The organism is Streptomyces sp. NPDC058051, assembly GCF_042885475.1.
Taxonomy (GTDB): Bacteria; Actinomycetota; Actinomycetes; order Streptomycetales; family Streptomycetaceae; genus Streptomyces.
In genome coordinates, this window is the sequence record NZ_JBHVRW010000038.1 from 1 (window position 1) to 26,456 (window position 26,456).

Sequence of the window (26,456 nt, forward strand, 5' to 3'; positions counted from 1 at the left end):
GCTTTCCTCCGGGCTTTTCCCTTCGGTCTTGCGTTTCCGACTCTATCAGACTCTTTCGCGTCCGATTCCCGGTCGAAGCGGGCCTCGCAATTTCCACCTTCCGGTTCTCCGCTTTCGCGTTTCCCTTTCCGGCGGCTCCAACCTTACCAGACCCTTTTCCGTCCCCGTTTCCGGGTGGGGATTCGAATTCCGGTGGCCGTTGGAAGGGCCTTTGCCTTTCGGCGGATCCGACTTTAACAGAAGTTTTGAGTCGGAATTTTCCACCCCTACAGCGTCCCCTCCGCGCATGAGTGTGCGCGGCGCTTCCCTGTCAGGCGGAGCCGTAAACGTACTGGAGCGGGGCTCCCCGATGCAAATCGGGGGCCCCGCTCCGGAGTTCGTGCCTGTCGGGGTCAGACCTCGACGACGACAGGAAGGATCATCGGGCGCCGGCGGTAGGTGTCGGAGACCCACTTGCCCACCGTGCGACGGACCAATTGCTGGAGCTGGTGAGGCTCCAGCACGCCGTCCTGGGCGGACCTGTTGATCGCTTCCTCGATCTTCGGCACGACGGCGTGGAATGCCGAGTCGTCGATGCCGGAGCCCCGGGCGTGGATGTCCGGGCCGCCGGTGATCTTGCCGGAGGAACTGTCGACCACGATGAACACGGAGATGATGCCCTCCTCACCGAGGATGCGGCGGTCCTTCAGGGAGGTCTCGGTGACATCGCCGACGGAGAGGCCGTCGACGTAGACGTAACCCGCCTGGACCTTGCCGACGATCTTGGCCCTGCCGTCGATGAGGTCGACGACGACGCCGTCTTCGGCAATGACGATGTGGTCCTTGGGTACACCCGTGAGGGCGCCCAGTTCGGCATTGGCCCTGAGGTGGCGCCATTCGCCGTGAACCGGCATCAGGTTCTTCGGCCTGCAGATGTTGTAGAAGTACAGCAGTTCGCCGGCCGAGGCGTGGCCCGAGACATGGACCTTGGCGTTGCCCTTGTGGACGACGTTGGCGCCCCATCGGGTCAGGCCGTTGATCACGCGGTAGACCGCGTTCTCGTTGCCCGGGATCAGGGACGACGCCAGGATCACGGTGTCGCCCTGGACGATGCGGATCTGGTGGTCGCGGTTGGCCATGCGGGACAGTGCGGCCATCGGCTCGCCCTGGGATCCCGTGCAGACCAGCACGACCTCGTCGTCCGGCAGGTCGTCGAGGGTCTTGACGTCGACCACCAGGCCCGCGGGGATCTTCAGATAACCGAGATCACGGGCGATGCCCATGTTGCGCACCATCGAACGCCCGACGAAGGCGACCCGGCGGCCGTACTCGTGCGCCGCGTCGAGGATCTGCTGGATGCGGTGGACGTGGCTGGCGAAGCTCGCCACGATGATGCGCTTCGGGGCATTGGCGAAAACCGTGCGCAGGACGTTGGAGATGTCCCGCTCGGGCGGTACGAAGCCGGGAACCTCCGCGTTCGTCGAGTCGGCGAGGAGAAGGTCGATGCCCTCCTCGCTCAGCCGGGCGAACGCGTGCAGGTCGGTGAGCCGGCCGTCCAGCGGAAGCTGGTCCATCTTGAAGTCACCGGTCGCGACAGCCATGCCCGCGGGTGTGCGGATGGCGACCGCGAGAGCGTCCGGAATGGAGTGGTTGACCGCGACGAACTCGCAGTCGAAGACCCCGATGCGCTCGCGCTGACCCTCGGCGACTTCGAGGGTGTACGGACGGATGCGGTGCTCCTGGAGCTTCGCCTCGATCAGCGCGAGGGTCAGCTTGGAGCCGATGAGAGGGATGTCCGGCTTCAGTCGCAGCAGGTACGGGACACCACCGATGTGGTCCTCGTGCCCGTGCGTGAGGACGATGCCCTCGATGTCGTCGAGACGGTCCCGGATCGTCGTGAAGTCCGGCAGGATCAGATCGATCCCCGGCTGTTCCTCCTCCGGGAAGAGAACGCCGCAGTCGACGACGAGCAGGCGGCCGCCGTACTCGAAGACCGTCATGTTGCGGCCGATCTCACCGAGGCCGCCCAGCGGGGTGACCCGGAGGGCACCCTTCGGGAGCTTCGGCGGTGTGCCGAGTTCGGGATGCGGATGGCTCAAAAGACTCTCCTTACCACGCGCGCCACGTACCGCTTGGGCACGTGGCGCGCATGTCATTCGTGCACTTGCTGTTGTCTGTGTTCTCGCTGTTGCGAATGTTCTTCGCTTATTCAGTTGTGAAGTCTGTGACTACAGCTCTACCCCACCGGCGGCGAGATCGATCTTGAGCTGCGCCGTTTCCTGTGCGGTGAGTTCCACCAGAGGGAGGCGCAGCGGGCCCGCGGGGAGGCCCTGGAGGGCCAGCGCGGCCTTGGTGGTGATCACACCCTGGGTACGGAACATGCCGGTGAAGACCGGCAGGAGCTTCTGGTGGATCTCCGTGGCCTTCTGGACGTCGCCGCCGAGGTACGCGTCGATGAGGGCACGCAGGTCGGGGGTGACGACATGGCCGACGACGGAGACGAACCCGATGGCACCGACCGAGAGGAGCGGCAGGTTCAGCATGTCGTCGCCGGAGTACCAGGCGAGGCCCGACCGGGCGATGGCCCAGCTGGCGCGGCCGAGGTCGCCCTTGGCGTCCTTGTTGGCGACGATGCGCGGGTGCTCGGCCAGCCGGACCAGCGTCTCTGTGTCGATCGGCACACCGCTGCGGCCGGGAATGTCGTAGAGCATCACCGGTAGACCGGTGGCGTCGGCGACGGCCGTGAAGTGCCGGAGGAGGCCCTCCTGCGGCGGCTTGTTGTAGTAGGGCGTCACCGCGAGGAGGCCGTGGGCGCCGGAGCGCTCGGCCGTGCGGGCCAGCTCGACGCTGTGGCGGGTGTCGTTGGTGCCGATGCCGGCGACGACGTGGGCCCTGTCCCCCACTGCTTCCAGTACGGCCCGTACGAGCTGCTCTTTCTCCGCGTCGCTGGTGGTCGGAGACTCACCGGTGGTGCCGTTGACGACCAGGCCGTCATTGCCTGCGTCCACCAGATGGGCGGCGAGCCGCTGCGCACCGTCGAGGTCGAGTGCGCCGTCCGCCGTGAAGGGCGTGACCATAGCGGTGAGGACCCGCCCGAAGGGGGTCTGCGGAGTGGAGATCGGAGCCATGGGTAACACGCTACTCGTTGCTCAGCGCCCAATGCCCCCTCGGGGGGACACGCAGTAGGAGCCCGGCACTGCCTGCTCGGGGGTTCAAGCAGTGCCGGGTCCGTTTGATCAGCCTAGATGAACTTCATGAAACGCCGCAATACGGACACCGCTTACGGAGCTACGCGTCCGTTCTTGTTGAAGGCTGCGTGGGTGAGCGGCATGAGCCGGGCCCAGTGCTCCTCCATCTGCTGGCCGACCATTTCGATTTCGCGCTGCGGGAAGGACGGCACCTTCGCCAGCTCGTGCTGGGTGCGCAGGCCGAGGAAGTGCATCAGCGAGCGGGCGTTGCATGTGGCATACATGGAAGAGAACAGGCCGACGGGGAGGACCGCGCGGGCGACCTCGCGGGCCACTCCTGCGGCGAGCATCTCCTGGTACGCCTCGTACGCCTGGCGGTAGGAGTCCTCCATGATGCGACCGGTGAGCTCCTGCTGGGCCAGGGTGCCCTCGACGAATTCGTACTTGCCGGGGCGGCCCTGCTGGACGAGCTTGCGGGACTCCCCGGGAACGTAGAAGACCGGCTGCAGCTCCCGGTAGCGGCCCGACTCCTCGTTGTAGGACCAGCCGACCCGGTGGCGCATGAACTCGCGGAACACGAAGATCGGGGCGCTGATGAAGAAGGTCATCGAGTTGTGCTCGAACGGGCTGCCGTGCCGGTCGCGCATCAGGAAGTTGATGAGCCCCTTGGAGCGCTCAGGGTCCTTGGTGACCTCCTCCAGGGACTGCTCACCGGCCGTGGAGACACGGGCCGCGAACAGGACGTCGGAGTCGCCCGCGGCGTGTTTCACCAGGTCAACGGTGACATCACTGCGGAAGCTGGGCTTTGCGGGCTCGGGGGTCTCGGTCACCGGCGGGGTCCTTCCAATTGCGTCGCTCGGGCGGCGCCCACTCTACGGGCCGCCACTGACAACGAGGGCGGGAAGGGTCGTGCGGGGATTTCTTCGACGAATTCGGCGTTTCGGGCACCGAACGAGGCTGTCGCGCGTCTGACTCAGTAGCAGCATCCGTAACAGAGTTCAAGGAGAGCTTCCTCATGTTCCGCCGGCGTGAATCCGTCCCGTTCTCGTTCATAGCCGAGGCCGACCGATTCCGCAGTAACGTCGCCCCGCCCCCGCGGGAGCGCACCAGCGTCTCCCAGCTGGCCGGGCGTTGGCTGGTCGGGCTGACGGTCGTCGCCGGTCTCGCAGGGGCCCTGGTCCTCGGCATGCCCGCCCTGAGCCCCGCCCAGGGTCCTGCGCACACCCAGCAGACCGAGGCCGCTCACCGGCACTGACTCCTACGGCCCCCCTGGGGTGGTCCGGTCACCGGCCTCCTCGGTAGCCTCACCGGGCACAGCAATCGAGCGTGCTTGTGAGTGAGGATCAGTCGTGCCCCTGCCCTTCCTGACGGCCGACCGCGCGTTTGACGCGGGCGCTGAGGACATCGCGCCGTCGTTCGACGACCACGACAGCTGGCGACGTCCGTACCGCCCGGGACCTTGGCGGGTCGCGGCTGCGGCCTCACTGCTGCTGCTCGCGTCGTTCATCATGCTCGCAGGGATGGTCATCGCGTTCGCCGGGGCGGTGCAGGGTGCCGCCGCGTGTCTGGGGCTCGCCGTCGTCGTCATCGGCTGTGCCCTGAGACTGCTGCGCGTCGGGGCCTGGGTGAGCCGGCACGGTCTGCGCCGGGTCGGCTTCTTCACGACGACGACCGTGCCGTGGAACCGGGTCGTGGCCGTCCGTACGGTGCAGCAGCCGGTGAGGTGGCTCGGGTTTCCGCGCACGGTGCAGGGACAGGCCCTGCTCGTCGTACGCCGGGGCGGCGGGCCGGTCGAGCCCCTGCTCACCGACAACAACGCGGACTTCCTGGCGCGGCCCGAGGCGTTCGACCGTGCGGCCGACACGATCGAGGCCTGGGCGGACGAGTACCGGCGGGACTGAAGCCCGTGGTTGCCGGGACCGTCCGGCAACCACGGTGGCCTCGGGCTCCGGAGGAACCGAGGGACGGTCCTCAGTCGCCGGTCGGGCTTGATCCGGCCGGCGTGGCCCGTCCCGGGACGGTCTTCGTGTGCAGGGCGATGGCGTGCTGCATGGCCTTCCGGGCACGCGGGGTGTCCCTGGCGTCCTGGTAGGCGACCGCCAGGCGGAACCAGCAGCGCCAGTCGTCCGGGGCGTCCTCGGTCTCCTCGCGGCGCCGTGCGAAGACGGCGTCGGCTGACGCGCGGTCGATGCGGCCCGACGTGGTGCGCACCAGTTCGTCGACCGGCAGGCCGCCCTCCGCGTCCAGTTCCGCGGCCAGCGCGTTGGCCCGCGCCACGAACTGGGTGTTCTTCCAGAGGAACCAGACCCCGATCACCGGCAGGATCAGCACCGCGACCCCGAAGGTGACCGTCAGCAGTGTGCCGTGCCGGATGAGCAGGATGCCGCGGCTGCCGACCAGGGCGAAGTAGAAGACGAGGACGGCAGCGGTGACGAAGTAAGTGATCTTTGCGCGCATGGCGGGACTCAGTCAGTTCAGGTCGAGGAAGTGTTCCAGGCCGAACGTGAGACCGGGAGTGGTCACCACGCGGCGCGTGCCGAGCAGGATGCCCGGCATGAAGCTGCTGTGGTGCAGGGAGTCATGGCGGATGGTGAGGGTCTCGCCCTCGCCGCCGAGCAGCACTTCCTGGTGGGCGAGGAGGCCGCGGAGCCGGATCGCGTGGACCGGGACTCCGTCGACGTCCGCGCCGCGGGCGCCGTCCAGGGCCGTGACAGTGGCGTCCGGCTGCGGGGCGCAGCCGGCCTTCCTGCGGGCCTCTGCGATCAGCTGGGCGGTGCGGGTGGCGGTGCCCGAGGGGGCGTCGGCCTTGTTGGGGTGGTGCAGCTCGACGACCTCGACGGATTCGAAGTAGCGGGCGGCCTGTTCCGCGAACTTCATCGTGAGGACGGCGCCGATGGAGAAGTTCGGCGCGATGAGCACACCGGTCTCCGGAGAGCCGGTGAGCCAGGTGTTCAGCTGCGCGAGCCGTTCGTCGGTCCAGCCCGTCGTGCCCACGACGGCGTGGATGCCGTGCCGGACACAGAAGTCCAGGTTGCCCATCACCGATGCGGGGGTGGTGAGTTCGACGACGACCTGGGCGCCGGATTCCGCGAGGGTCTCCAGCTTGTCACCGCGTCCCAGTGCGGCGACCAGCTCCATGTCGTCGGCGGCCTCGACGGCTCGTACCGCCTCGGCTCCGATCCGGCCCTTTGCACCGAGAACGGCCACGCGCAGCTTGCTCATTGCTCTGCTTCCTTACGAGGAGTTAGGAGACCGCTTCGTCGAGGCGGTCGGCCTGCTTGTCCTTGAGCGGGCCGATGACGGAGAGCGAGGGGCGATGTCCGAGGATCTCGCTCGCCACCGCGCGGACGTCGTCGGGGGTGACCTGTGCCATCCGGGCCAGCATGTCGTCGACCGACATCTGATCGCCCCAGCACAGTTCGCTCTTGCCGATGCGGTTCATCAGCGCGCCGGTGTCCTCCAGACCGAGGACCGTGGAGCCGGACAGCTGCCCTATGGCGCGCCCGATCTCCTCGTCGCTCAGTCCTTCGGACGCCACCCGGTCGATCTCGTCCCGGCAGATCTTGAGGACGTCATGGACCTGGCTGGGCCGGCAGCCCGCGTACACGCCGAAGAGCCCGCAGTCGGCGAAGCCCGAGGTGTACGAGTAGACGCTGTAGGCGAGGCCCCGCTTCTCCCGTACCTCCTGGAAGAGGCGCGAGCTCATGCCGCCGCCGAGGGCGGTGCTGAGGACCCCGAGCGCCCAGCGGCGGTCGTCGGTGCGGGCCAGGCCGGGCATGCCGAGGACCACGTGGGCCTGCTCGGTCCTGCGGTTCAGCAGCTCGACGCGCCCCGCGGTGCGCAGGGTGCGGGAGCCCGTGCGCGGGGCGACCGGCACGGCGTCGGTGCGGGACAGGGCGCCCGCGCGCTCGAAGGCCCTGCGGACCTGGCGTACGACCGTGGCGTGGTCGATGTTGCCGGCGGCGGCGACGACCAGGTGCGTGGGGTCGTAGTGCTTCTTGTAGAAGCGGGCGATCCGGCCGCGGTCGAGCGCGTTGATGGTGTCGACGGTGCCGAGGACCGGGCGGCCGAGCGGGGTGTCGCCGAGCATCGTGTGCGCGAACAGGTCGTGCACGCAGTCGCCGGGGTCGTCCTCGGTCATCGCGATCTCTTCGAGGATGACGCCGCGCTCGGCGTCGACGTCCTCGGCGGTGATCAGGGAGCCGGTCAGCATGTCGCAGACGACGTCGATGGCCAGCGGCAGGTCGGTGTCGAGGACCCGCGCGTAGTAGCAGGTGTACTCCTTCGCCGTGAAGGCGTTCATCTCGCCGCCGACCGCGTCGAGGGCGGCGGAGATGTCGAGGGCGCTGCGCTTGGCCGTGCCCTTGAAGAGGAGGTGTTCGAGGTAGTGCGTCGCGCCGTTCAGGGTGGGGGTCTCGTCGCGTGATCCGACGTTGACCCAGATCCCGAAGGTGGCGGAGCGGACGGAGGGCAGCGTCTCGGTGACGACCCGGAGACCGCCGGGAAGGACGGTGCGGCGGACCGTGCCGGTGCCGTTGGTGCCCTTGAGAAGCGTTTGGGTACGGGCGACGGCCCGCGCCTTCGAGGAGGCGCGGGCCGTCGTCACGGAACTACGGGACGTCACTTGGCGGCGTCGTCCTTCTTCTCGTCCTCTTCGCCCTCGATGACGGGGACCAGGGAGAGCTTGCCGCGGGAGTCGATCTCGGCGATCTCGACCTGGACCTTGGCACCGACGCCGAGCACGTCCTCGACGTTCTCCACACGCTTGCCACCGGCGAGCTTGCGGATCTGCGAGATGTGCAGCAGGCCGTCCTTGCCCGGCATGAGGGACACGAACGCGCCGAAGGTGGTGGTCTTGACGACCGTACCCAGGTAGCGCTCGCCGACCTCCGGCATGGTCGGGTTGGCGATCGAGTTGATCGTGGCGCGGGCGGCCTCGGCGGCCGGTCCGTCGGCGGCACCGATGTAGATGGTGCCGTCGTCCTCGATCGTGATGTCGGCGCCGGTGTCCTCCTGGATCTGGTTGATCATCTTGCCCTTGGGGCCGATGACCTCACCGATCTTGTCCACCGGGATCTTGACGGTGATGATCCGCGGGGCGTTCGGGGACATCTCGTCCGGGACGTCGATGGCCTCGTTCATCACGTCGAGGATGTGGAGGCGGGCGTCGCGGGCCTGCTTCAGCGCGGCGGCCAGGACCGAGGCGGGGATGCCGTCGAGCTTGGTGTCGAGCTGGAGCGCGGTGACGAACTGCTTCGTACCGGCGACCTTGAAGTCCATGTCGCCGAAGGCGTCCTCCGCACCGAGGATGTCGGTGAGGGCGACGTAGTGGGTCTTGCCGTCGATCTCCTGGGAGATCAGGCCCATGGCGATACCGGCGACCGCGGCCTTGAGCGGCACACCGGCGTTCAGCAGCGACATGGTGGAGGCGCAGACCGAGCCCATGGACGTCGAGCCGTTGGAGCCCAGCGCCTCGGAGACCTGGCGGATCGCGTAGGGGAACTCCTCGCGCGACGGCAGCACCGGCACGATGGCGCGCTCGGCGAGCGCGCCGTGGCCGATCTCGCGGCGCTTGGGCGAGCCCACGCGGCCGGTCTCACCGACGGAGTACGGCGGGAAGTTGTAGTTGTGCATGTAGCGCTTGCGGGTCACCGGGGAGAGGGTGTCCAGCTGCTGCTCCATGCGGAGCATGTTGAGGGTGGTGACGCCCAGGATCTGGGTCTCGCCGCGCTCGAACAGCGCCGAGCCGTGCACCCGCGGGATGGCCTCGACCTCGGCGGCGAGCGTACGGATGTCCGTGACGCCGCGGCCGTCGATGCGGACCTTGTCCTTGATGACGCGCTCGCGGACCAGCTTCTTGGTCAGCGCACGGTATGCGGCGGAGATCTCCTTCTCGCGGCCCTCGAAGGCCGGGAGGAGCTTCTCGGCTGCGATCTCCTTGACGCGGTCCAGCTCGGCCTCGCGGTCCTGCTTGCCCGCGATGGTGAGCGCCTGGGCCAGCTCGGAGGTGACGGCGGCGGAGAGGGCCTCCAGGACGTCGTCCTGGAAGTCCAGGAAGACCGGGAAGTCGCCGGTGGGCTTGGCGGCCTTGGCGGCGAGGTCCGACTGGGCCTTGCAGAGCGCCTTGATGAAGGGCTTCGCGGCTTCGAGACCGGCGGCGACGACCTCTTCGGTCGGGGCCTCGGCGCCGTCCTTGACGAGCTGGATGGTCCGGTCGGTGGCCTCGGCCTCGACCATCATGATCGCGACGTCGCCGTCCTCCAGGACACGACCGGCGACGACCATGTCGAAGACGGCGTCCTCAAGCTCGGTGTGCGTCGGGAAGGCGACCCACTGGCCCTTGATCAGGGCGACACGGGTGCCGCCGACCGGGCCGGAGAAGGGCAGGCCGGCCAGCTGCGTGGAGCAGGAGGCGGCGTTGATCGCGACCACGTCGTACAGGTGGTCGGGGTTGAGCGCCATGATCGTCTCGACGATCTGGATCTCGTTGCGCAGGCCCTTCTTGAAGGAGGGGCGCAGCGGGCGGTCGATCAGGCGGCAGGTGAGGATCGCGTCCTCGGAGGGGCGGCCCTCCCGGCGGAAGAAGGAGCCGGGGATCTTGCCCGCGGCGTACTGCCGCTCCTCGACGTCCACCGTCAGGGGGAAGAAGTCGAGCTGGTCCTTGGGCTTCTTGGAGGCCGTGGTGGCGGACAGCACCATGGTGTCGTCGTCGAGGTACGCGACGGCGGATCCGGCGGCCTGCTTGGCCAGACGGCCCGTCTCGAAGCGGATGGTGCGGGTGCCGAAGGTTCCGTTGTCGATAACGGCCTCGGCGTAGTGGGTCTCGTTCTCCACTAGCGTTTTCTCCGATACATATCGTCTTCTCGCCCCCACGCCCGTGTGGCGGGGGACGGTTGCGGAGAAGCTCTCCATCGGCGGGCCGGTCTTCGATCGAAGCACCCGGGTCGATGAGTCCGGGGGCCACTACCGAGGACCGGCGGCGGGGAGTCTTCTTCTCGCTCGTCTGTGGGGTGTTCTACGACCAGATTACTGAGATTCGGCTCAGCTTGGCATTCCGGCCGTGCGGGCGGACCCGTCGCACCCCGCACATACATACGTACGAACGATCGTACGTACAGCAAAGGGAGCGGTCCCCTCAGACGGGGGAACCGCTCCCTTCACGGCGTGTTACTTGGCGCCGCCGGCCGCACCGCGGCGGATGCCGAGGCGGTCGACCAGGGCGCGGAAGCGCTGGATGTCCTTCTTGGCCAGGTACTGCAGAAGGCGCCGGCGCTGGCCGACCAGGATCAGCAGACCACGACGGGAGTGGTGGTCGTGCTTGTGCGTCTTGAGGTGCTCCGTCAGGTCCGAGATGCGGCGGGAGAGCATGGCCACCTGGACCTCGGGGGAACCGGTGTCACCCTCCTTGGTGGCGAACTCGGCCATGATCTGCTTCTTCGTAGCGGCGTCGAGCGACACGCGGTACTCCTCTGTGGTGTTCGATGCGCCCACGAGCGCCCCTGGTCTTGATCTCAGGGGGTCTTCCGTTACTCGGAGGCGAGGGTCCGATGAGCGCAGCTCTCAGGATGATCCGGGAGCGCGTACACAAACGGCCGTCACACAGCGTACCAGTCCCTGTGGGGCGGGCCGCACGGGGCGGGCGACGGCGGCCGGGACACGCTCCGGGCGCCTCGTCCCCGGTCGCCGGGCGGCTCCCGGCCGGGCCGGGTCGGCCGTCCCGGCGGGCACGCACAGCCTGTCCTGCCGTCGCGGCCGTCCCTGTCCTGCCGTCGTGGCCGCCCTTGTCCTGCCGGTGCGTGCACTGTCGGCCGATGCGGCGGCCGTCAGTTGGTGACGATGCGGCGGCCGTCAGCTGGTGAGGGCCCTGGCCCTGGCGAAGACGTCCAGTACGGCCAGGCAGAGCGGAACCAGGGAGAGGAGGACGGTGCTCTCGGTCAGGTCGAGGAGGCGGCCCCAGAACGGGGAGAGGCCCTTGCGGGGGATGACCAGGCCGATCGCGGTGAGCAGGGCGGCCCCGGCGGCGACGGCCGCGGAGAGCCAGATCGTACGGATGTCCAGGGAGCTGCGGTCGCCGTACCGGACCAGATCGAACAGCAGGTCCGTCGGCGGGTTCAGGGAGAGGCCGAGGACCAGCAGGGCCACCGCACCGATGCCCGCCACCAGTACGCAGGCGACCTGCGAGGTGTAGCGGAAGAGACGGGCGCGCAGCAGCATCGCGAGTCCGGTGGCCAGCGCCAGGAACTGGCCCCAGATGTTGTCCGAGAACCCGAGGACGGCCGCGCAGCCCACGACGACCGCCGCGCAGCCCCCGACGAGGCCGAGCAGCAGCTCGTGGCCGCGGCGGGCCTGGGCCGCGATGCGGTCGGCGTCGACGTGCGTGCCCTGGGCGCGGGGCTCCGCGTTCGGGTCGGCGAAGTTGTCGTCGTATCCGGAGGGGGCGGTGTGCGGCGAGGCGTAGCCGATGGGCAGCCGGGCGAAGCGGGCGGAGAGGCCGGGCAGGAAGGCGACGAGGCCGAGGGCGGCCGGTGCGCAGACCGCGGCGGTCTCGGTGGCGGATGCCTCGGTGAGGATCGCGACGAAGGTCGCCAGGGTGCCGACGGTGGCGAGGAACGTCGCCGCGACGAACGGGGCGTCGCCGCTCGGGGTGAGGGCGACCAGCGCGACCGAGGCGACCAGCACGGCGACGCAGCCGAGCAGGAACTGGAGCCGTCCGGGGCCCTGGCCGGCGTCCGGGCCGATGATGCCGGAGCCCGCGATGAGTACGAGGGGCAGTGCGCCGAGGCCGAGGGCGACGGCGGTGGCCCGGTCCGCGTAGACCCGGGCCCGTACCCCCGCGAACGCGGTCAGCAGGAGTCCGGCGGAGCCGGCGACGATGCCGGGCAGGCTGTGCATGTCGTGCCGTACCGGGTCGGCGAACCAGAGCACGAAGCCCATCAGGATGAGCAGCAGTACGCCGCCGACCAGGCCCGCGCCGCGCAGCAGTTCGTCGCTCCACAGATGGCGGTCGCGGGTGACGGCGGAGGCGACGGCGTCCGAGACGTCGTCGAAGACGGCGGGCGGCAGTGACTGGGCGAAGGGGCGCAGGCTGAGGAGTTCACCGTCGAGGACCTGCTGGGCGGCCAGGGTGCGCGCGCCGTCGAGGACCGTGCCGTCGCGGCGTACGAGGTGGTATCCGGTGGGAGCTCCGGCCGCCTGGGTCTGGCCGGTGAGGCGGAGGATCTCCGGGTAGACGTCGGCGACGGCAATGTCCTCCGGCAGAGCCACATCGATCCGGCTGTCGGGCGCCACGACGGTGACGCGGCAGAAGCCCGTCGCTGCAGTCGAACTCACGTGTCTGGTCCCCCTGATTCGCGCTGATTCGCGGTTGCGCACGGTGCGCGCGCCACCCTACCGGGAGGGGGGCAGGTCATCTGCAAGTAGGATCGCGACCGCGCGGAGGGACCGTCCGCACGCAAAGGCAGCCACGGGGGCTTCGGTGCACATTCGGCCGGCCATCCGCCCATCCGTACCGAGGGATTGATGTTTCGGTGAGCCAGATCGTCGTGAAGCGACCTCCGCGAGCACTGCCGCCGGAAGTCCCCGTTGACGAATTGACGTTGGAGTCCCCTCCCGAGCTGCCCCGCGGGCAGCAGGAGGGCATGCTGATGCAGATCCTGCCGGTGCTCGGCATGGCTTCGTCGGTGGTCTTCTTCTTCTCGCCCCAGGCCCCTCCGTTCATGCGGATCATGGGCGTGCTGATGCTGGTCTCGACCGTCGGAATGGTGGCGGCCCAGCTGGTCCGCTATCGGCGCGGTACGCAGGGGCAAATGGCAGATGTCCGGCGCGACTACCTCAAATATCTGGCGCAGACGCGTCGTACGGTGCGCCGGACCGCACGTCGGCAGCGGGACGCCCAGCTGTATCTGCAGCCTGCTCCCGAGCAGTTGTGGACAGTGGTCGCCGAGGGCGGTCGGGTGTGGGAACGACGGGTCGGTGACAACGACTTCGGACAGGTGCGGATCGGCCTCGGGGCGCAGCAGCTGGCCACCCCTCTGATCGCACCCGACACCGCTCCGGTGGATGAGCTGGAACCGATGTGCGCGGGTGCGATGCAGCGGTTCCTCGCGGTGCACGGGTCGTTGGACGGACTGCCGATGGCCGTGTCGATGCGGGCGTTCTACCACGTGACGGTCTCCGGTCAGCCGGAGGCCGCGCAGTCGGCGGCGCGGGCGCTGGTCGCGCAGTTGGTGACGCTGCACTCCCCCGAGGATCTGATGGTCGCCGTCGTGGCGGCGCGGGGTGCGCTGCCGCGCTGGGACTGGACGAAGTGGCTTCCTCATCTGCAGGTGCCGGGACAGGTCGACGGGGTGGGTACGAAGCGACTGTTCAGTGATGACCTGGGTGAGCTGGAGCAGCTGCTGGCGAACCGGCTCGACGGGCGTCCGCGGTTCGGCCGGGAGAGTCAGCCGGTGCTGGACCAGCCGCACATCGTGGTCGTGCTGGACGGCGGGATGGTGCCGCCGGACTCGCTGTTCGCGGCTGCCGAGGGTTTGCAGGGTGTGACGATCGTCGAGGTGGTGCCGGGCGAGCTCGACGAGCCGCGCGGCGGTCTTTCCGTGGTGGTGCGGCCGGGGCTGCTGCGCCTGGAGTCCGGTGCGGGGCTGGCGTACGAGGGTGCGCCGGACGGGATGTCGCTGCCTGCGGCCGAGGCGCTGGCCCGGCAGCTGGCGCCGCTCCGGATGGGCGGGGGCGACGACGACGAACCGCTGCTGGCCAACCTGGACTTCACGGATCTGCTGAATCTGGGCGACGCGGGTTCGGTGGATGTGGCACGGACCTGGCGGCCCCGGTCGGTCTCCGAGCGCCTGCGGGTGCCGATCGGGCTCGGCGAGGACGGCCGGCCGGTGATGCTGGACCTGAAGGAGGCCGCGCAGGACGGCATGGGCCCGCACGGCCTGTGTGTGGGCGCCACGGGTTCGGGCAAGTCGGAGCTGCTGCGGACGCTGGTGCTGGGACTCGCGGTCACGCACTCCTCGGAGACGCTGAACTTCGTCCTCGCGGACTTCAAGGGGGGCGCGACGTTCGCGGGGATGTCGCAGATGCCGCATGTGGCGGCCGTGATCACCAACCTCGCGGACGATCTGACGCTGGTCGACCGCATGGGGGACGCGATCCGCGGTGAGCTGCAGCGGCGGCAGGAGCTGCTGCGGTCGGCGGGCAACTACGCCAACATCCACGACTACGAGAAGGCGCGGGCGGCGGGTGCGGCGCTGGAGCCGCTGGCCTCGCTCGTCCTGGTCATCGACGAGTTCTCCGAACTTCTCACCGCCAAGCCCGACTTCATCGACATGTTCATCCAGATCGGCCGGATCGGGCGTTCGCTGGGTGTGCACCTGCTGCTGGCCTCGCAGCGTCTGGAGGAGGGCAAGCTGCGCGGGCTCGACACCTATCTCTCGTACCGGATCGGTCTGCGCACCTTCTCCGCCGCCGAATCGCGTACGGCGCTGGGTGTGCCCGACGCGTACCACCTGCCGTCGGTGCCCGGTTCCGGCTATCTGAAGTTCGGTACGGACGAGATGACGCGGTTCAAGGCGGCGTACGTGTCGGGGACGTACCGCACGGGTGGTCCCGATCTGTCGGTGGGGGCGCTGCCGATCGAGCGGCGCGCCGCGGTGTTCAGCGCGCTTCCGGTGCCGGTGGTGTACGCGGCGCCCGATCCGGCGCATCTGGTGGCCGCCCGGGCGGTCGCGGAGGACGACGCGCTCGCCGACACGGTGCTCGATGTGATCGTGCGCCGGCTGGAGGGGCAGGGGGTGCCGGCCCATCAGGTGTGGCTGCCGCCGCTGGACCGTGCGCCGACGCTGGACCAACTGCTGCCGGGGCTCGCGCCGACCGCCGATCGCGGGTTCACGGCGACGGAGTACACCCGTCAGGGCGGGCTGACGGTGCCGCTCGGGCTGATCGACAAGCCTTTCGAGCAGCGGCGCGAGGTGCTGTACCTGGACTTCTCGGGGGCGGCCGGCCACATGATGGTCGTCGGCGGGCCGCAGTCCGGGAAGTCGACGCTGGCGCGGACGCTCATCTCGTCGTTCGCTCTCACCCACACCCCGCACGAAGTGCAGTTCTACGGGCTGGACTTCGGCGGTGGCGGTCTGGTCTCGCTGGCGGAGCTGCCGCATGTCGGCGGGATGGCCTCCCGGCTGGACCCGGAGCGGGTGCGGCGTACGGTCGCCGAGGTCGCCGGCGTGCTGAACCGGCGTGAGGAGTTCTTCCGCGCCCACGCCATCGACTCCATCGCCACCTACCGTCGCAGGCGCGCCCGGGGTGAACTGCCCGGCGAGGCGTGGGGCGACGTCTTCCTGGTGGTGGACGGCTGGGGCGGCTTCCGGTCCGAGTACGAGATGCTGGAGCAGGTCGTCACCGACATCGCCGCGCGCGGGCTCGGCTACGGCATCCATGTCGTCATCACGGCCGCCCGCTACATGGAGGTGCGGGCGGCGCTGAAGGACCAGATCCTCGGGCGGCTGGAGCTGCGGCTCGGCGATGTCATGGACTCCGAGTTCGACCGGAAGGTCGCGGCCAATGTGCCCGCGGGTGTCCCGGGCCGGGGCCAGGTGCCGCAGAAGCTGCACTTCATGGGGGCGTTGCCGCGCATCGACTCCACCAGCAGCGCCGCGGATCTCTCCGACGGCACGGCAGCGTTCGTCAAGACGGCGAAGGCGAACTGGGCGGGTTCCGTGGCACCGGCCGTACGGCTGCTGCCGCGCAAGCTGCCGGCCGATCACCTGCCGAAGGGCTTCGAGTTCCCGCAGCGGGGTATCGCGATCGGCATCGACGAGACCGAACTGGAGCCGGTGTTCGTCGACTTCGAGACCGATCCGTTCTTCCTGGTCTTCGGCGAGAGCGAGTCGGGGAAGACCAACCTGCTGCGGCTGATCGCCCAGCAGATCGCGGAGCGCTACTCCGCCGACGAGGCGAAGCTCGTCGTCGGCGACTACCGGCGGGGGCTGCTGGGTGCGCTTCCGGAAAGTCATCTGCTGGAGTACGCGCCGATGGCGAGCTCGATGCAGATGCACATGGAGGCGCTGGCGGGGGTGTTCGCGCGACGGCAGCCGCCGACGGATGTCACGCCGCAGCAGTTGCGCGACCGCAGTTGGTGGACCGGTCCGCAGATCTTCATCATCGTCGACGACTACGACCTGGTGGCGACGAACGCGGGCAACCCGCTGGCGCCGCTGGCGGAGTATCTGCCGTTCGCCCGGGACACCGGGGTCCGCTTCATCATCGCGCGCAACTCGGCGGGGGCCTCACGGTCGATGTACGAGGCGTTCATGCAGCGCATCAAGGAGCTGGGGGCGCAGGGTGTGGTGCTGTCCGGCGACCCGTCCGAGGGCGATCTGATCGGTTCGGTGCGCGGACACGCGATGCCGCCGGGGCGCGGCTACTTCGCCTCCCGGCGCCGGGGGAATCCCCTGGTGCAGATCGGGCGGCTGCCGGAGCAGAGCTGAGCGGACGGGGGCCGGTGCGCCGGGCGAGCCCGTGGTCACCGACTCGGGTGCCTGCGCCGCCGGCGGCGGAGCGCGCCACCGCCGTCGAGCAGCAGTGTGCCCGGACGTCTCATGACGGCTGGAGACCGTGGGTCGGCCCCATGACCTGTGGCACGACGCGCGGCTATCACCGCGGTGCGGAAGCTGTCCATTCCCGCCTGTGGTGGTGCGGTGGCGGGGATAGTCTGCTCGCGGGCGACGAACACGTTCCGCCGCAGGAGAGGAAAGGCATCTGATGGGCACGCAAGCGGAGAAGGACGAGCTGTACGCACTCGACATCTCGGGGGTCGAGTGGCTGAGTGCGCCCGGCACGGAGGAGGCCGAGGAGCGTGTCGAGATCGCGCATCTGCCGGGTGGCGCCGTGGCGATGCGGTCCTCGCTGGACCCCGACACCGTGCTGCGGTACACCGACGCCGAGTGGCGGGCCTTCGTACTGGGCGCGCGGGACGGCGAGTTCGACCTGAAGTAGCCGGTGCGGCGAAGAGGAGGAGGGGCACGCTCCGACGAGCGTGCCCCTCTTCCGGTGCGGGTGCGGGTGCGGGCGGTCAGAACGCCTCGGTGAACGCGCGGGACGCCTTGTGGTCCGTGGCGCGGTAGCTGTCCTTGCCGGACTCGACGATCTTCGCGACCTGCTCCAGGCGGTTCTTCATGTGGTCCGCCTTGCCCTTGTACTTCTTCTGCAGGCTCACGTACTCGCCGTGGGCCTCACCGTCCCAGGTGTCGGTGACGACCTTGAGAGCGGCGTCCATCTCCTCCAGGTCCTGGCAGATGTTCCGCGACACCGTACGGATACGGTTCGCCATCTCCTGGACGCTGTGGTAATTGACCTTGGTGTTCGGGTCCTGCCCCATGTGTCTTCTCCTCGGTGCTCAGCGTGTGCGGAAGGGGGTGCGGCGCGGCTCAGACGCCGTTGAGCCCGGAGGTGTTGCCCGACGACGCCGACTCCTTGACCGCGTTGAAGGCCGCACGGACCTCCTCGTCGTTGGCGTTGCTGAGGTTCTTCGTGCTGGCCACGGCGTTGAGCAGGACGTCGAGAAGCCGGCGGATCTCGTCGTGGTCCTCGTTGATCAGTATCTGCGCGGACGTGAATCCGGAGGCACCGACACCCGTCCATCCGGCGCTGACCGTGGCGAGGATGTCGGCCAGTTCCCTGGACTGACGGGACACCGCTTGGGCCGTCTCAATGATCTTGTTCTTCGCCTGGACGATCGGATCATCGGCAAGTCCGAAGCCGCCTGCGGGATTGGTCATCCGGAGGTCCTATCTCTCAGTTCCCGGGCCTGTCCGCGTGGTGCGGCCAGGTCTCTTCCTGTCCCCCGTGTGCTCCGGCAAAGGAGTGGGGAAAGCGCGGGACCAAGGAGCGCGTCGTCGGCATTCCCGCGCTCCGAAATCGGACTCGGCCACTTCTCGTTCCCCCGTCACACACGTGAAGTCCGCTACCACCCTAGTCACTTCGGCAGCTCTCCCCAACTGCCTTCGTGGGAGAGGCTCGCCGCACGCGCCGGGTGGTGTCATCGCGGCGCACGGCGGCGTCGTCGTCGTATGTCGCGGACGACCGTCGCCGTTCCGGCGATCACACTGACCAGTACGGCCGCCACGGCCAGCGCGTAGGTGGCGTACCGCTCGCTGCGTTCCTGCGAGGTCTCCGACAGCGAGAGGTGCGCGGGCTCGGGAGCCGGTGCCGCGGGCGGTGCCTGGTCGGGGTGCGGTGCGTTCTGCGGGGTGTCGTCGCCGGACAGGGCCCGGACCGGGTCGACGACGCCCCAGCCGACGAAGGCGTCGTGCCCGGTGACGGAGCGTTCGGCGGTCTGCTCGATCCGGGCGACGATCTGGGCCGCCGTCCACTTGGGGTACTTGGCGCGCATCAGGGCGGCGACCCCGGCGACGTACGGTGCGGAGAAGCTGGTGCCGTTGTCGGTGCACTGGCCGTTGCCCGGGACGGTGGAGACGATGTCGACGCCCGGTGCGGCCACACCGACGAACTCACCGGCCTGGGAGAAGGCGGCGCGCTCGTTGTTGCGGTCGGACGAGGCGACGGCGAGGACGCCGTCGAAGGCCGCGGGGTAGGTGCGCTTCAGCTTGCCGTCCATGCCGTCGTTGCCCGCGGAGGCGACCACGACGATGTCCTTGGCGAGGGCCCTGGCCACCGCCCTGCCCAGCGCGGACGTCTCCGCCAGGGGTTTCGTGGTGTCCTGGGAGATGTTGATGACGTCGGCGCCCCGGGCGATCGCGTGGTCGATGGCGGTGGCCATCGTGGTGTCCTTGCCGCTGTTCTTCTCGTCGTTCTGGCGGATCGGGATGATCGTGGCCTCGGGGGCCAGTCCGACGAATCCGGTGCCCTTGCGGGGGCGGGCGGCGATGATCCCGGCGACCTTGGTGCCGTGGCCGACCTCGTCGACGGTCCCGTCGCTCTTGCCGCCCTTGAGGAAGTCGGCGCCCGCCGAGGTGTCGACGGCCGTCTTGAGCTGCGGGTTGACGTCGTCCACGCCGGTGTCGATGACCGCGACGCGGACGCCTTTGCCCTTGGTGTCCTGCCACAGTTCGTCCAGCAGGACCCGCTGCAGCGACCAGGGCCGGCCCTCGTACTGCTCCTTCATCGGGAAGGTGCACTCACCGCTGCCGTCTATGCCCACTTCCGTGCCCACGCCTCCGGGGCCCGGGACGCCATCGGCGGCGTACGCCGCGCAGGGCGCCGCCAGCGCGGCCAGCGTCACGGCTGTCGCCGCCGTCCGGGCCGTCCTGCGGTACGACATCTGTTCCTCTCCGCCGGATCCCGCGATGCGCGCAGTTCCCCGGAACGTCATGAACCCTGGGGCTGGCGGGCGCCGTTGGTGTCGAGCCGGGGGCCCTTGGACAGGAACTCCGACCAGGCGATGGGTACGAGAGCGGGCGTCACCTTCTCGTAGCCGAGCCTGCTCTGCGCCTGGCTGGGTTGGGGGCGGCCGTCCGACTGCTTCTCCTCGTCACCGGTGCCGATGTCGGAGCGCTGGGCGTCGCTGTCGCCGTTCGCCTGGACCGCGTAGCGCAGTCCGGTGTCGGTCACCAGGAAGAGCGATCCGTCGGGACGGGTCTGCCGGCCTTGGACCTGGGTGTAGAGCAGGCCGCTGCCGGGGGTCACATAGGTGCTGGTACCGCCGGCGCTGATGGCGGCGGGATACGCGGTGCCCGCCCAGGTGCTCAGGGTCTCGTGGCCCGATTCGTCGACCTTGCGCAGCACGCTGCAGATGGTGTCCCGGCTGCCGCTGCCGCCCTCGGCGGAGTTCACCTGGCCGGTCTTGCCGGCCGGCCAGTGCGCGGCCTGGCCGGCGAAGGTCGTGGTGTCGGGGACGAAGTCCTGAAGACCGACGGCGCGTGCCTCGCTGTCCAGGTTCAGACCGGCCGTCTGCGGTGAGTTGATCAGCAGCCAGGCGGTGAACTCGGATACGGGCTGGACCTTTCCGTCGAGCACGATGTAGTGACTGGTGCCTTCGCCGGTCTCGGTCCTGAGGACCATGCCGACCCTGTTCTCCTCGGCGGAGAGCTGTCCTTCGACGTGGGCCGGTGCCCCGACGGTTCCGGGGATCCGCGGGAAGACGACCGGGCTGCCGTCGTGCAGCGTGGCCAGCCAGTCGTCGGTGACGGACTGCGGCTGCCTGCTGCCGACCAGGGCGTTGGTCAGATGTCCGTTGTCGGCGGCGGTCTCGTTGATGCGGTACTTGGTGCCGCCCGCGTCGACGAGATAGCGGGAGCCGTCCTGGCCCCGCACGTAGAGCACCTGTCCGCCGCTGAGCCGGTTCTTCCCCTCGGTCAGTTTGTTGTCGCGTTCGCCGAAGACGAAGGCGGCCTTCTGCACGGTGTTGCCCTTGCCGCCGGGCTGTATGCAGACGGCCCACCGTTTGGCCGTCCCGGCGTCCTTCGCCTCGGGCAGCCGGTCGGGGGCGTACGGAATGCCCAGGATCGGTCCGCGCGGCGGTTCGCCCGCGTCCAGGACCTCGTCGGCGACCTGGATGACGTCGTAGTTCTGCGGGTTGAGGAGCAGCCTGGCGGAGGCCAGGTTGAGCACGGGGTGCAGCAGGGTCTTCTTCTGCTTGCCCTTGCCGGTGGTGAGCACGACGTAGCGGGTGGTGGACTTCTTGCCGACGATCACCTTGGCGCCGGGCTGATCCCAGTCCTTGGGCGCGGTGGGTTTGAACATGCCCAGGGCCCCGAAGCCCGCGAGGATCAGCGCCCCGACGACCACGCTCGGCAGGACCGCTCGCAGGGGGCGCGGAGCGCCCTCCTCGGAGCCGGCGGGCGAGGGTTGGAGGAATGCCGCCACCATGCGTTTCTTCGCGAAGGTGTAGGCGTTGAGCTCATCCCGCCGTGATGCCATGAGTCGCTATTCTCCCGTGTCTCCCCGCGCGGCACCGGGGGCGGTCGCATCGCCGGTCCCCGTCACCGGGCCCGCGCTGCCGGACCAGGGTGCCGGACCGGCCCCCTACTATGCCTGCTGACCGTCGGCGGCGGTGGGGCGGGTAGGGTGATCCAGCCGCCGAAGCCCCGTACGGGACAAGCGGAATACGGGTGGAGTTGGGGACCGATGAACGGGGGGAATGCCGGAATGACGGCTTCCGCGACACGGACGCGTCCAGTCGGGAACACAACGGTCCCATCGGCTCCCCCGGCCGCTGGCCCACCGGCCTCCCGCGGCTCTTCGCGCGGTGTCCGAGGGCCCGCCCCCGCGCGGCCGGCCGCACGCCCGGGACAGCTCGGTTCGTTCCGATTGCAACAGCTCGTCCTGGTGCAGATCGCGGCCGCGCTGCTGCTCGTGGCCTGGGTCGTCGAACCCCTGCTGCTGGCCCCCGCCGTCGTGATCGCCGTGCTCCTGATACTGCTGGCCGTCGTCCGCCGGCACCGCCGTTCGCTGCCGGAGTGGCTGGGGACCGTCCTCTCGCTGCGCGCGCGTTCCCGCAGGGCCGGTTCGCTGGAGCTGCCGGCGGGGACCGAGCCGGGCATCGCGCCCGTCGTCGAGTGCGATCCGGCATTGCGTACGTACTCCTTCAGCGACCGCGACCGGCGGCCGGTCGGCATGATCGGTGACGGTACGTTCGTCACGGCCGTCCTCCAGGTGGAGTCGGACGCCTCGGCGCTCAGGCCGGACCGCTCCGCGCGGCCACTGCCCCTGGAGCTCGTACGGGACGTGCTGGACGTCGACGGCATCCGGCTGGAGTCGGCGCAGATCGTGCAGCACACCCAGCCCGCGCCCGCCCCGCATCTGCCCCACCAGTCCGTCGCCGCACGCAACTACGCACCGCTGCAGGCCCAGACGGGTTCGCCCGCGCTCCGGATCACCTGGATCGCGCTGAAGCTGGATCCGGAACTCTGCCCGGAGGCCGTGCAGGCGCGCGGCGGTGGTCTCACGGGCGCGCAGAAGTGCGTGGTGCGCGCGGCCGACCAGCTGTCCAGCAGGCTGACCGGGGCCGGTTTCCGCGCGACGGTGCTGACCGAGCAGGAGTTGACGTCCGCGATCGCGACCTCGGTGTGCGCCAGCGCGTCGGCCATGGCCCAGGCCGGCCGGAGCGGGACGCCGGTGCGCCGCACCGGGGAGACCTCGCGGACCTGGCGCTGCGACGACCGCTGGCACACCACGTACTGGGTGGCGCGCTGGCCGCAGTTCGGGAGCGGCGGGGCGGCGATGCCGCAGCTCGTCGCCCTCCTCACCTCGATGCCGACGCTCGCCACGACCTTCAGTCTCACGCTGGGCCACGGCGAGCGGCAGGCTGTCTCGATCACGGGACACATCCGGATCACCGGGCGCAGCGACGAGGAACTGGTGGGCGCGCGGCACGAGTTGGAGCGCACCGCACGCGGGGTCAAGACCTCTTTGGTGCGGCTCGACCGCGAGCAGTTGCCCGGTGTGCTCGCCACGCTGCCGCTCGGGGGTACCCGCTGATGTCCGCACCCACACGCGCACGCGCCCGGCTCGGCTTCGGACTGATCGGCCCGCGCCGCGAGCGGCAGTCGGTCACACTCGACCAGTTGGCGTCGCTGGCCCTGCCGGTCGGGGACGACGGCATGGTCATCGGTGTGGACGCGCACGGCCGTCCCGCCGTGCTCGGGATCAACCGCCCGACTCCGTACGACGTGACGCTGATCGGCGGACTGTGGACGGCCCAGGTGCTCGCGCTGCGGGCGGCCGCGACCGGTGCGCGGATCGTTGTGGAGACCGGGCGGGCCCATGCGTGGACGGGACTCGCTCACGCGGCGGGCGGCGGTCAGCCGTGCATCACGCTGCACGATGTGGGACGGGTGCCGCCGCAGGGGCCCTCGGCGGGTTCGCCGGTGGTCGTGGTGCGGGACTGCGGCATGCGGCCGCCGCGCGGGCGTGTGGTGTCCGGGCCGTGGCAGTCGGTGGTGACGTTGCTGCCGTATCTGAGTCCGGTGGCAACGAGGCTGATCGCGAAGTCGACGCTGGTCGGCCTTCAGCGGGTGTCTCCCGACGAGGCAGCGCAGATCGGCCGCGTACTGCATCTTCCGGCCGCCGAGACACAGGCGTTGTCCACGCTGTCGGACGGGGTCACCCTCTGGTGCTCGGAGCGCGACCGGGAGTTCGTGATGACCCAGGCGACCGATGCCGAGACCGGGCTGCTCGGCGGCGCGCGCCGGATGGACTGACGGGAACGGGCTCACCGGGCCCGTACGGAGTGTTCAGCGTTCCGTACGGTGTTGTTCAGGTTTGACCGGTTCGCGCTTCGCGTTGTGCTGTTCTCGGTTCGCTCGGGGGCGGTACGTGATGTACGGGACAGCTCTTGCGGTGCCCGACGGCCTGCCGTAGGGGGCCCCATGGCGATTAGGGTGGGTGCGGGCGCGGCAGAAGAACCTGCGGGCAGGCGATGCGTGTCCCGGGGGAAGAGCCGGGCGGTCAGGCAGACGGAAACGGTCGCTCCCACCCACCACGGCACAAGGGTGCTCGACCACACCAGGAGGCAAAGTGAACGGCGATCGGGACGAGATCCGCGGGGGCTGGAACAAGCCCGTCGACGAGTCGTCCGACGCGGATCCCGCCGAGATGACGGGTGAGTTCACCATCGACTACACCCCGCCCGCCTGGTACACGCAGAACGCACCGGGGGACTCGTCGAGCGGTGCCGGAACACACCTGGCACCGCCTCCGCCTCCGCAAGGGGTGCCGCTGTCCGTGCCCGCGCCTCCCGCCGCAGGCGGATTCGACCCGAACTGGGCTCCGGCACCGCCCGCCCCGGCACCGCCCGCACCGGCGCCGCCCGCCCCGGCTCCGGATCCTGCGCCTGCGCCTGCGCCTGCGCCTGTGCCTGTGCAGCCCGTTGCGGGGGACGCCGCGACGCCTCCCGCCTCTCCGGACGCGCTGCTCACCTCCGACGGGATGACGGATCCGTTCGGGGGCGGCGATGTGGAGAGCGGCGCGACCATGCGTTTCTCGCCGGCCACGCTGAAGCGGGAGATCGCGGAGCGCGAGGAGGCCGCACAGAGCGCGCGCGGGGACGGCTCGGGCTCGGGTGCCGACGGTACGGCTGCCGGCGAGGGTCAAGCCTTCGGTTCCGGTTCCGCTCGGGCGGGCGGCACCGGCGACGTTCCCGACGGCGCTGTCGCCGCCGATTCCGCCCCTGACGTGGCGGTGCCGTCCGAGGCGCCGGGCGTCGTCGCTGACGGCGCGTCCGCCGGACCGGAGAACTCCGTTCCCTCGGAGGCGGTCACGGACGCGACGCCGCAGGACGCGCCGCCCGCCGACGCACCGCAGGTCGCCCCCGCACCCGCCGCGCCGGCCCCGTGGACACCGGGCCTGCCGCAGGGCGGCCTGCCGCCGCTCCCCCCCGCCTTCCAGCCCGCCACGCCGCAGCCCTCCGCGCCTCAGCCTGCGCCGCAGTGGCCTGCTCAGAGCCGGCCCCAGCCCACGGCTCCGGCCGATCCGGGGCCCGACGGTTACGGCTTCCCGCACGCCGCCGCACCTCAGCCGCCGCAGAGCGGTTACGGATTCCCGCAGCAGACCGCTCCCCCCGCACCGCAGGGCGGTTACGGGTTCCCCCAAGCGAACCAGCCACCGGTGCAGGGCGGTTACGGCTTCCCCCAGGCACCGCAGGCACCCCAAGCACCGCAGGCACCCCAGGCACCCCAAGCACCCCAGTGGCCCGCGCAGCAGAGCGCGCCCCTGCCGCCACAGCTCCCCCAGGCGCCACAACAGCAGGTCCAGGGCACACCTCATCTGCCGGCGCAGGTCACCCCGCAGCCGCCTGTACAGCAGCCTGCCCACCTGCAGCAGCCTCAGCAGCAACAGCCGCAGGGGCAGCCCGTCGACCCGCGCACCGGGGCCGCCTGGCCGACCCCGGTCACCCACGACCAGCGCGAGCGTTCCGTGCCCGGCGCCCCGCTCGGCTACACGGCGGCGGTCGAGCTCTCCTCCGACCGGTTGCTCCGGAACAAGCAGAAGGCGAAGAGCAGCCGTACGCCGTCCAGCGCGGCCCGTTTCAAGCTCGGCGGCAAGAAGGAGGAGGCCGAGCGGCTGCGCAAGCTCAACCTGATCCGTACGCCCGTGCTGTCCTGCTACCGGATCGCGGTCATCAGCCTCAAGGGCGGCGTCGGCAAGACCACGACGACCACCGCCCTGGGCTCGACCCTGGCCACCGAGCGGCAGGACAAGATCCTCGCCATCGACGCCAACCCGGACGCGGGCACGCTCGGGCGCCGGGTGCGGCGGGAGACCGGGGCCACCATCCGCGACCTGGTCCAGGCGATCCCGTACCTCAACTCGTACATGGACATCCGCCGTTTCACCTCTCAGGCGCCCTCCGGCCTGGAGATCATCGCCAACGACGTGGACCCGGCGGTCTCCACGACGTTCAACGACGAGGACTACCGGCGCGCGATCGACGTACTGGGCAAGCAGTACCCGATCATCCTGACCGACTCGGGCACCGGTCTGCTCTACAGCGCGATGCGTGGAGTGCTGGACCTCGCCGACCAGTTGATCATCATCTCGACGCCGTCGGTCGACGGTGCGTCCAGCGCGTCGACCACGCTGGACTGGCTGTCGGCGCACGGGTACGCGGAGCTGGTGCAGCGTTCCATCACCGTCATCTCGGGTGTCCGCGAGACGGGCAAGATGATCAAGGTCGATGACATCGTGCAGCACTTCGAGACGCGCTGCCGCGGCGTCGTCGTCGTACCGTTCGACGAGCATCTGTCGGCCGGTGCGGAGGTCGACCTCGACATGATGCGTCCCAAGACCCGCGAGGCGTACTTCAACCTCTCGGCGATGGTCGCCGAGGACTTCGCGCGCGCCCAGCAGCAGCAGGGGCTCTGGACGTCGAGCGGCGTCAACCCGCCCCCGCAGTCCGCCCCGCCGATGCCCGGCCACCAGCAGTACGGCGCACAGCAGCCCTATCCGCAGCAGCAACAGCCCCCGTACGGCGGGCAGCAGCCCCCGCAGCCGTATCCGCCGTATTCCGGCCCGGGTGTGCAGCAGAACGGCTGGCAGCAGTCGCTGCCCTCGCAGGCCCAGTCCCCGGCGAGTCCGGCCGGGCCGCCACCGCCCCACCCGCAGCAGCCGGGCCAGCCGGTACCGCCCGAGCTGAACGGACCCGTTCCGCCGGCCGGTTGGCAGCAGCAGCCGCCGCCAGCGCCTCAGCAGTAAGGCATCAGAGGTCTGAACCAATGAGGGCCCGCACCGTCTCCACGGTGCGGGCCCGTTGTGCATTCCCGCAGACCACACGCCGTTTCGGTGACCGTTGACGCGGCTCGACCAGCGCTGATAAACCTTCGCTTCACCAGC

At 69.9% G+C, this 26,456-nt stretch carries 20 protein-coding genes; 7 read left to right on the forward strand and 13 right to left on the reverse strand.

Features of this window, described 5'->3' with window-relative positions:
• Positions 1–392: 392 nt before the first annotated feature.
• From ACFVUT_RS34995 to thyX, 3 genes are all read right to left on the reverse strand, one after another.
• Positions 393–2,078 (reverse strand): ribonuclease J, encoded by a 1,686-nt coding sequence (locus tag ACFVUT_RS34995; RefSeq protein ID WP_389659882.1) that lies wholly within the window; start codon positions 2,076–2,078, stop codon positions 393–395.
• 129 nt (positions 2,079–2,207) lie between these two features.
• On the reverse strand, positions 2,208–3,107 hold the full coding sequence (gene dapA / locus ACFVUT_RS35000) for a 4-hydroxy-tetrahydrodipicolinate synthase (protein ID WP_389659879.1): 900 nt from the start codon (positions 3,105–3,107) through the stop codon (positions 2,208–2,210).
• A 152-nt stretch (positions 3,108–3,259) separates the two neighbouring features.
• Positions 3,260–3,997 (reverse strand): FAD-dependent thymidylate synthase, encoded by a 738-nt coding sequence (gene thyX, locus ACFVUT_RS35005; RefSeq protein ID WP_389659876.1) that lies wholly within the window; start codon positions 3,995–3,997, stop codon positions 3,260–3,262.
• A gap of 185 nt (positions 3,998–4,182) precedes the next feature.
• Here thyX and ACFVUT_RS35010 point away from each other — a divergent pair, with 185 nt between their 5' ends.
• Both ACFVUT_RS35010 and ACFVUT_RS35015 read left to right on the forward strand, forming a co-directional pair.
• Complete coding sequence (locus tag ACFVUT_RS35010; protein WP_389659873.1) at positions 4,183–4,422, forward strand: hypothetical protein; 240 nt, start codon at positions 4,183–4,185, stop codon at positions 4,420–4,422.
• Positions 4,423–4,516: 94 nt separating this feature from the next.
• Positions 4,517–5,068, forward strand: a complete 552-nt coding sequence (locus tag ACFVUT_RS35015; protein ID WP_389659870.1) for a hypothetical protein — start codon at positions 4,517–4,519, stop codon at positions 5,066–5,068.
• A gap of 70 nt (positions 5,069–5,138) precedes the next feature.
• Here the strand turns inward: ACFVUT_RS35015 and ACFVUT_RS35020 are convergent, their stop codons facing one another.
• From ACFVUT_RS35020 to eccD, 6 genes are all read right to left on the reverse strand, one after another.
• Complete coding sequence (locus ACFVUT_RS35020) at positions 5,139–5,624, reverse strand: hypothetical protein (protein WP_389659867.1); 486 nt, start codon at positions 5,622–5,624, stop codon at positions 5,139–5,141.
• Between the two features lie 12 nt (positions 5,625–5,636).
• Positions 5,637–6,389, reverse strand: coding sequence for a 4-hydroxy-tetrahydrodipicolinate reductase (gene dapB / locus ACFVUT_RS35025; protein ID WP_389659864.1), 753 nt, complete (start codon positions 6,387–6,389; stop codon positions 5,637–5,639).
• A gap of 22 nt (positions 6,390–6,411) precedes the next feature.
• Positions 6,412–7,791, reverse strand: coding sequence for a M16 family metallopeptidase (locus ACFVUT_RS35030; protein WP_389659861.1), 1,380 nt, complete (start codon positions 7,789–7,791; stop codon positions 6,412–6,414).
• Positions 7,788–10,001, reverse strand: coding sequence for a polyribonucleotide nucleotidyltransferase (locus ACFVUT_RS35035; RefSeq protein WP_389659859.1), 2,214 nt, complete (start codon positions 9,999–10,001; stop codon positions 7,788–7,790). The genes ACFVUT_RS35030 and ACFVUT_RS35035 overlap by 4 nt, the downstream gene beginning before the upstream one ends.
• Before the next feature lie 333 nt (positions 10,002–10,334).
• On the reverse strand, positions 10,335–10,625 hold the full coding sequence (rpsO, locus tag ACFVUT_RS35040) for a 30S ribosomal protein S15 (RefSeq protein ID WP_189546018.1): 291 nt from the start codon (positions 10,623–10,625) through the stop codon (positions 10,335–10,337).
• 390 nt (positions 10,626–11,015) lie between these two features.
• Complete coding sequence (eccD, locus tag ACFVUT_RS35045) at positions 11,016–12,497, reverse strand: type VII secretion integral membrane protein EccD (RefSeq protein WP_389659857.1); 1,482 nt, start codon at positions 12,495–12,497, stop codon at positions 11,016–11,018.
• A 197-nt stretch (positions 12,498–12,694) separates the two neighbouring features.
• On the opposite strand from eccD, the gene eccCa reads away from it, so the two are divergent.
• Together eccCa and ACFVUT_RS35055 are read left to right on the forward strand one after the other, a co-directional pair.
• Positions 12,695–16,654: a type VII secretion protein EccCa gene (gene eccCa, locus ACFVUT_RS35050; protein ID WP_389659855.1), complete on the forward strand. Its 3,960-nt coding sequence runs from the start codon at positions 12,695–12,697 to the stop codon at positions 16,652–16,654.
• Positions 16,655–16,928: 274 nt separating this feature from the next.
• Positions 16,929–17,162 carry a DUF397 domain-containing protein gene (locus ACFVUT_RS35055; RefSeq protein ID WP_389659852.1) on the forward strand — a complete coding sequence of 78 codons (234 nt, stop codon included), beginning with the start codon at positions 16,929–16,931 and terminating at the stop codon, positions 17,160–17,162.
• Positions 17,163–17,238: 76 nt separating this feature from the next.
• Here the strand turns inward: ACFVUT_RS35055 and ACFVUT_RS35060 are convergent, their stop codons facing one another.
• The 4 genes from ACFVUT_RS35060 to eccB all read right to left on the reverse strand — a co-directional run bounded on the left by ACFVUT_RS35060 (position 17,239) and on the right by eccB (position 21,044).
• Positions 17,239–17,544 carry a WXG100 family type VII secretion target gene (locus ACFVUT_RS35060; protein ID WP_389659849.1) on the reverse strand — a complete coding sequence of 102 codons (306 nt, stop codon included), beginning with the start codon at positions 17,542–17,544 and terminating at the stop codon, positions 17,239–17,241.
• Positions 17,545–17,593: 49 nt separating this feature from the next.
• Positions 17,594–17,944, reverse strand: a complete 351-nt coding sequence (locus tag ACFVUT_RS35065; protein WP_389659846.1) for a WXG100 family type VII secretion target — start codon at positions 17,942–17,944, stop codon at positions 17,594–17,596.
• 260 nt (positions 17,945–18,204) lie between these two features.
• Complete coding sequence (gene mycP, locus ACFVUT_RS35070) at positions 18,205–19,446, reverse strand: type VII secretion-associated serine protease mycosin (protein WP_389659843.1); 1,242 nt, start codon at positions 19,444–19,446, stop codon at positions 18,205–18,207.
• Positions 19,447–19,493: 47 nt separating this feature from the next.
• Positions 19,494–21,044, reverse strand: a complete 1,551-nt coding sequence (gene eccB / locus ACFVUT_RS35075) for a type VII secretion protein EccB (RefSeq protein WP_389659841.1) — start codon at positions 21,042–21,044, stop codon at positions 19,494–19,496.
• 228 nt (positions 21,045–21,272) lie between these two features.
• On the opposite strand from eccB, the gene eccE reads away from it, so the two are divergent.
• The 3 genes from eccE to ACFVUT_RS35090 all read left to right on the forward strand — a co-directional run bounded on the left by eccE (position 21,273) and on the right by ACFVUT_RS35090 (position 26,318).
• Positions 21,273–22,604 (forward strand): type VII secretion protein EccE, encoded by a 1,332-nt coding sequence (gene eccE / locus ACFVUT_RS35080; RefSeq protein WP_389659838.1) that lies wholly within the window; start codon positions 21,273–21,275, stop codon positions 22,602–22,604.
• Positions 22,604–23,326, forward strand: a complete 723-nt coding sequence (locus tag ACFVUT_RS35085; RefSeq protein WP_389659835.1) for a hypothetical protein — start codon at positions 22,604–22,606, stop codon at positions 23,324–23,326. The genes eccE and ACFVUT_RS35085 overlap by 1 nt, the downstream gene beginning before the upstream one ends.
• A 316-nt stretch (positions 23,327–23,642) precedes the next feature.
• Positions 23,643–26,318, forward strand: coding sequence for an SCO5717 family growth-regulating ATPase (locus tag ACFVUT_RS35090; protein WP_389659832.1), 2,676 nt, complete (start codon positions 23,643–23,645; stop codon positions 26,316–26,318).
• Positions 26,319–26,456: the final 138 nt, after the last annotated feature.

Excerpts from the sequence above, each read along its gene's own strand:
- ACFVUT_RS35020 (WP_389659867.1), bottom strand. The coding sequence starts at position 5,624 with ATGCGCGCAAAGATCACTTACTTCGTCACCGCTGCCGTCCTCGTCTTC.
- eccB (WP_389659841.1), bottom strand. The coding sequence starts at position 21,044 with ATGGCATCACGGCGGGATGAGCTCAACGCCTACACCTTCGCGAAGAAA.
- dapA (WP_389659879.1), bottom strand. The coding sequence starts at position 3,107 with ATGGCTCCGATCTCCACTCCGCAGACCCCCTTCGGGCGGGTCCTCACC.
- ACFVUT_RS35055 (WP_389659852.1), top strand. The coding sequence starts at position 16,929 with ATGGGCACGCAAGCGGAGAAGGACGAGCTGTACGCACTCGACATCTCG.
- eccE (WP_389659838.1), top strand. The coding sequence starts at position 21,273 with ATGACGGCTTCCGCGACACGGACGCGTCCAGTCGGGAACACAACGGTC.
- ACFVUT_RS35085 (WP_389659835.1), top strand. The coding sequence starts at position 22,604 with ATGTCCGCACCCACACGCGCACGCGCCCGGCTCGGCTTCGGACTGATC.
- ACFVUT_RS35010 (WP_389659873.1), top strand. The coding sequence starts at position 4,183 with ATGTTCCGCCGGCGTGAATCCGTCCCGTTCTCGTTCATAGCCGAGGCC.
- ACFVUT_RS35060 (WP_389659849.1), bottom strand. The coding sequence starts at position 17,544 with ATGGGGCAGGACCCGAACACCAAGGTCAATTACCACAGCGTCCAGGAG.
- mycP (WP_389659843.1), bottom strand. The coding sequence starts at position 19,446 with ATGTCGTACCGCAGGACGGCCCGGACGGCGGCGACAGCCGTGACGCTG.
- dapB (WP_389659864.1), bottom strand. The coding sequence starts at position 6,389 with ATGAGCAAGCTGCGCGTGGCCGTTCTCGGTGCAAAGGGCCGGATCGGA.
- ACFVUT_RS35065 (WP_389659846.1), bottom strand. The coding sequence starts at position 17,944 with ATGACCAATCCCGCAGGCGGCTTCGGACTTGCCGATGATCCGATCGTC.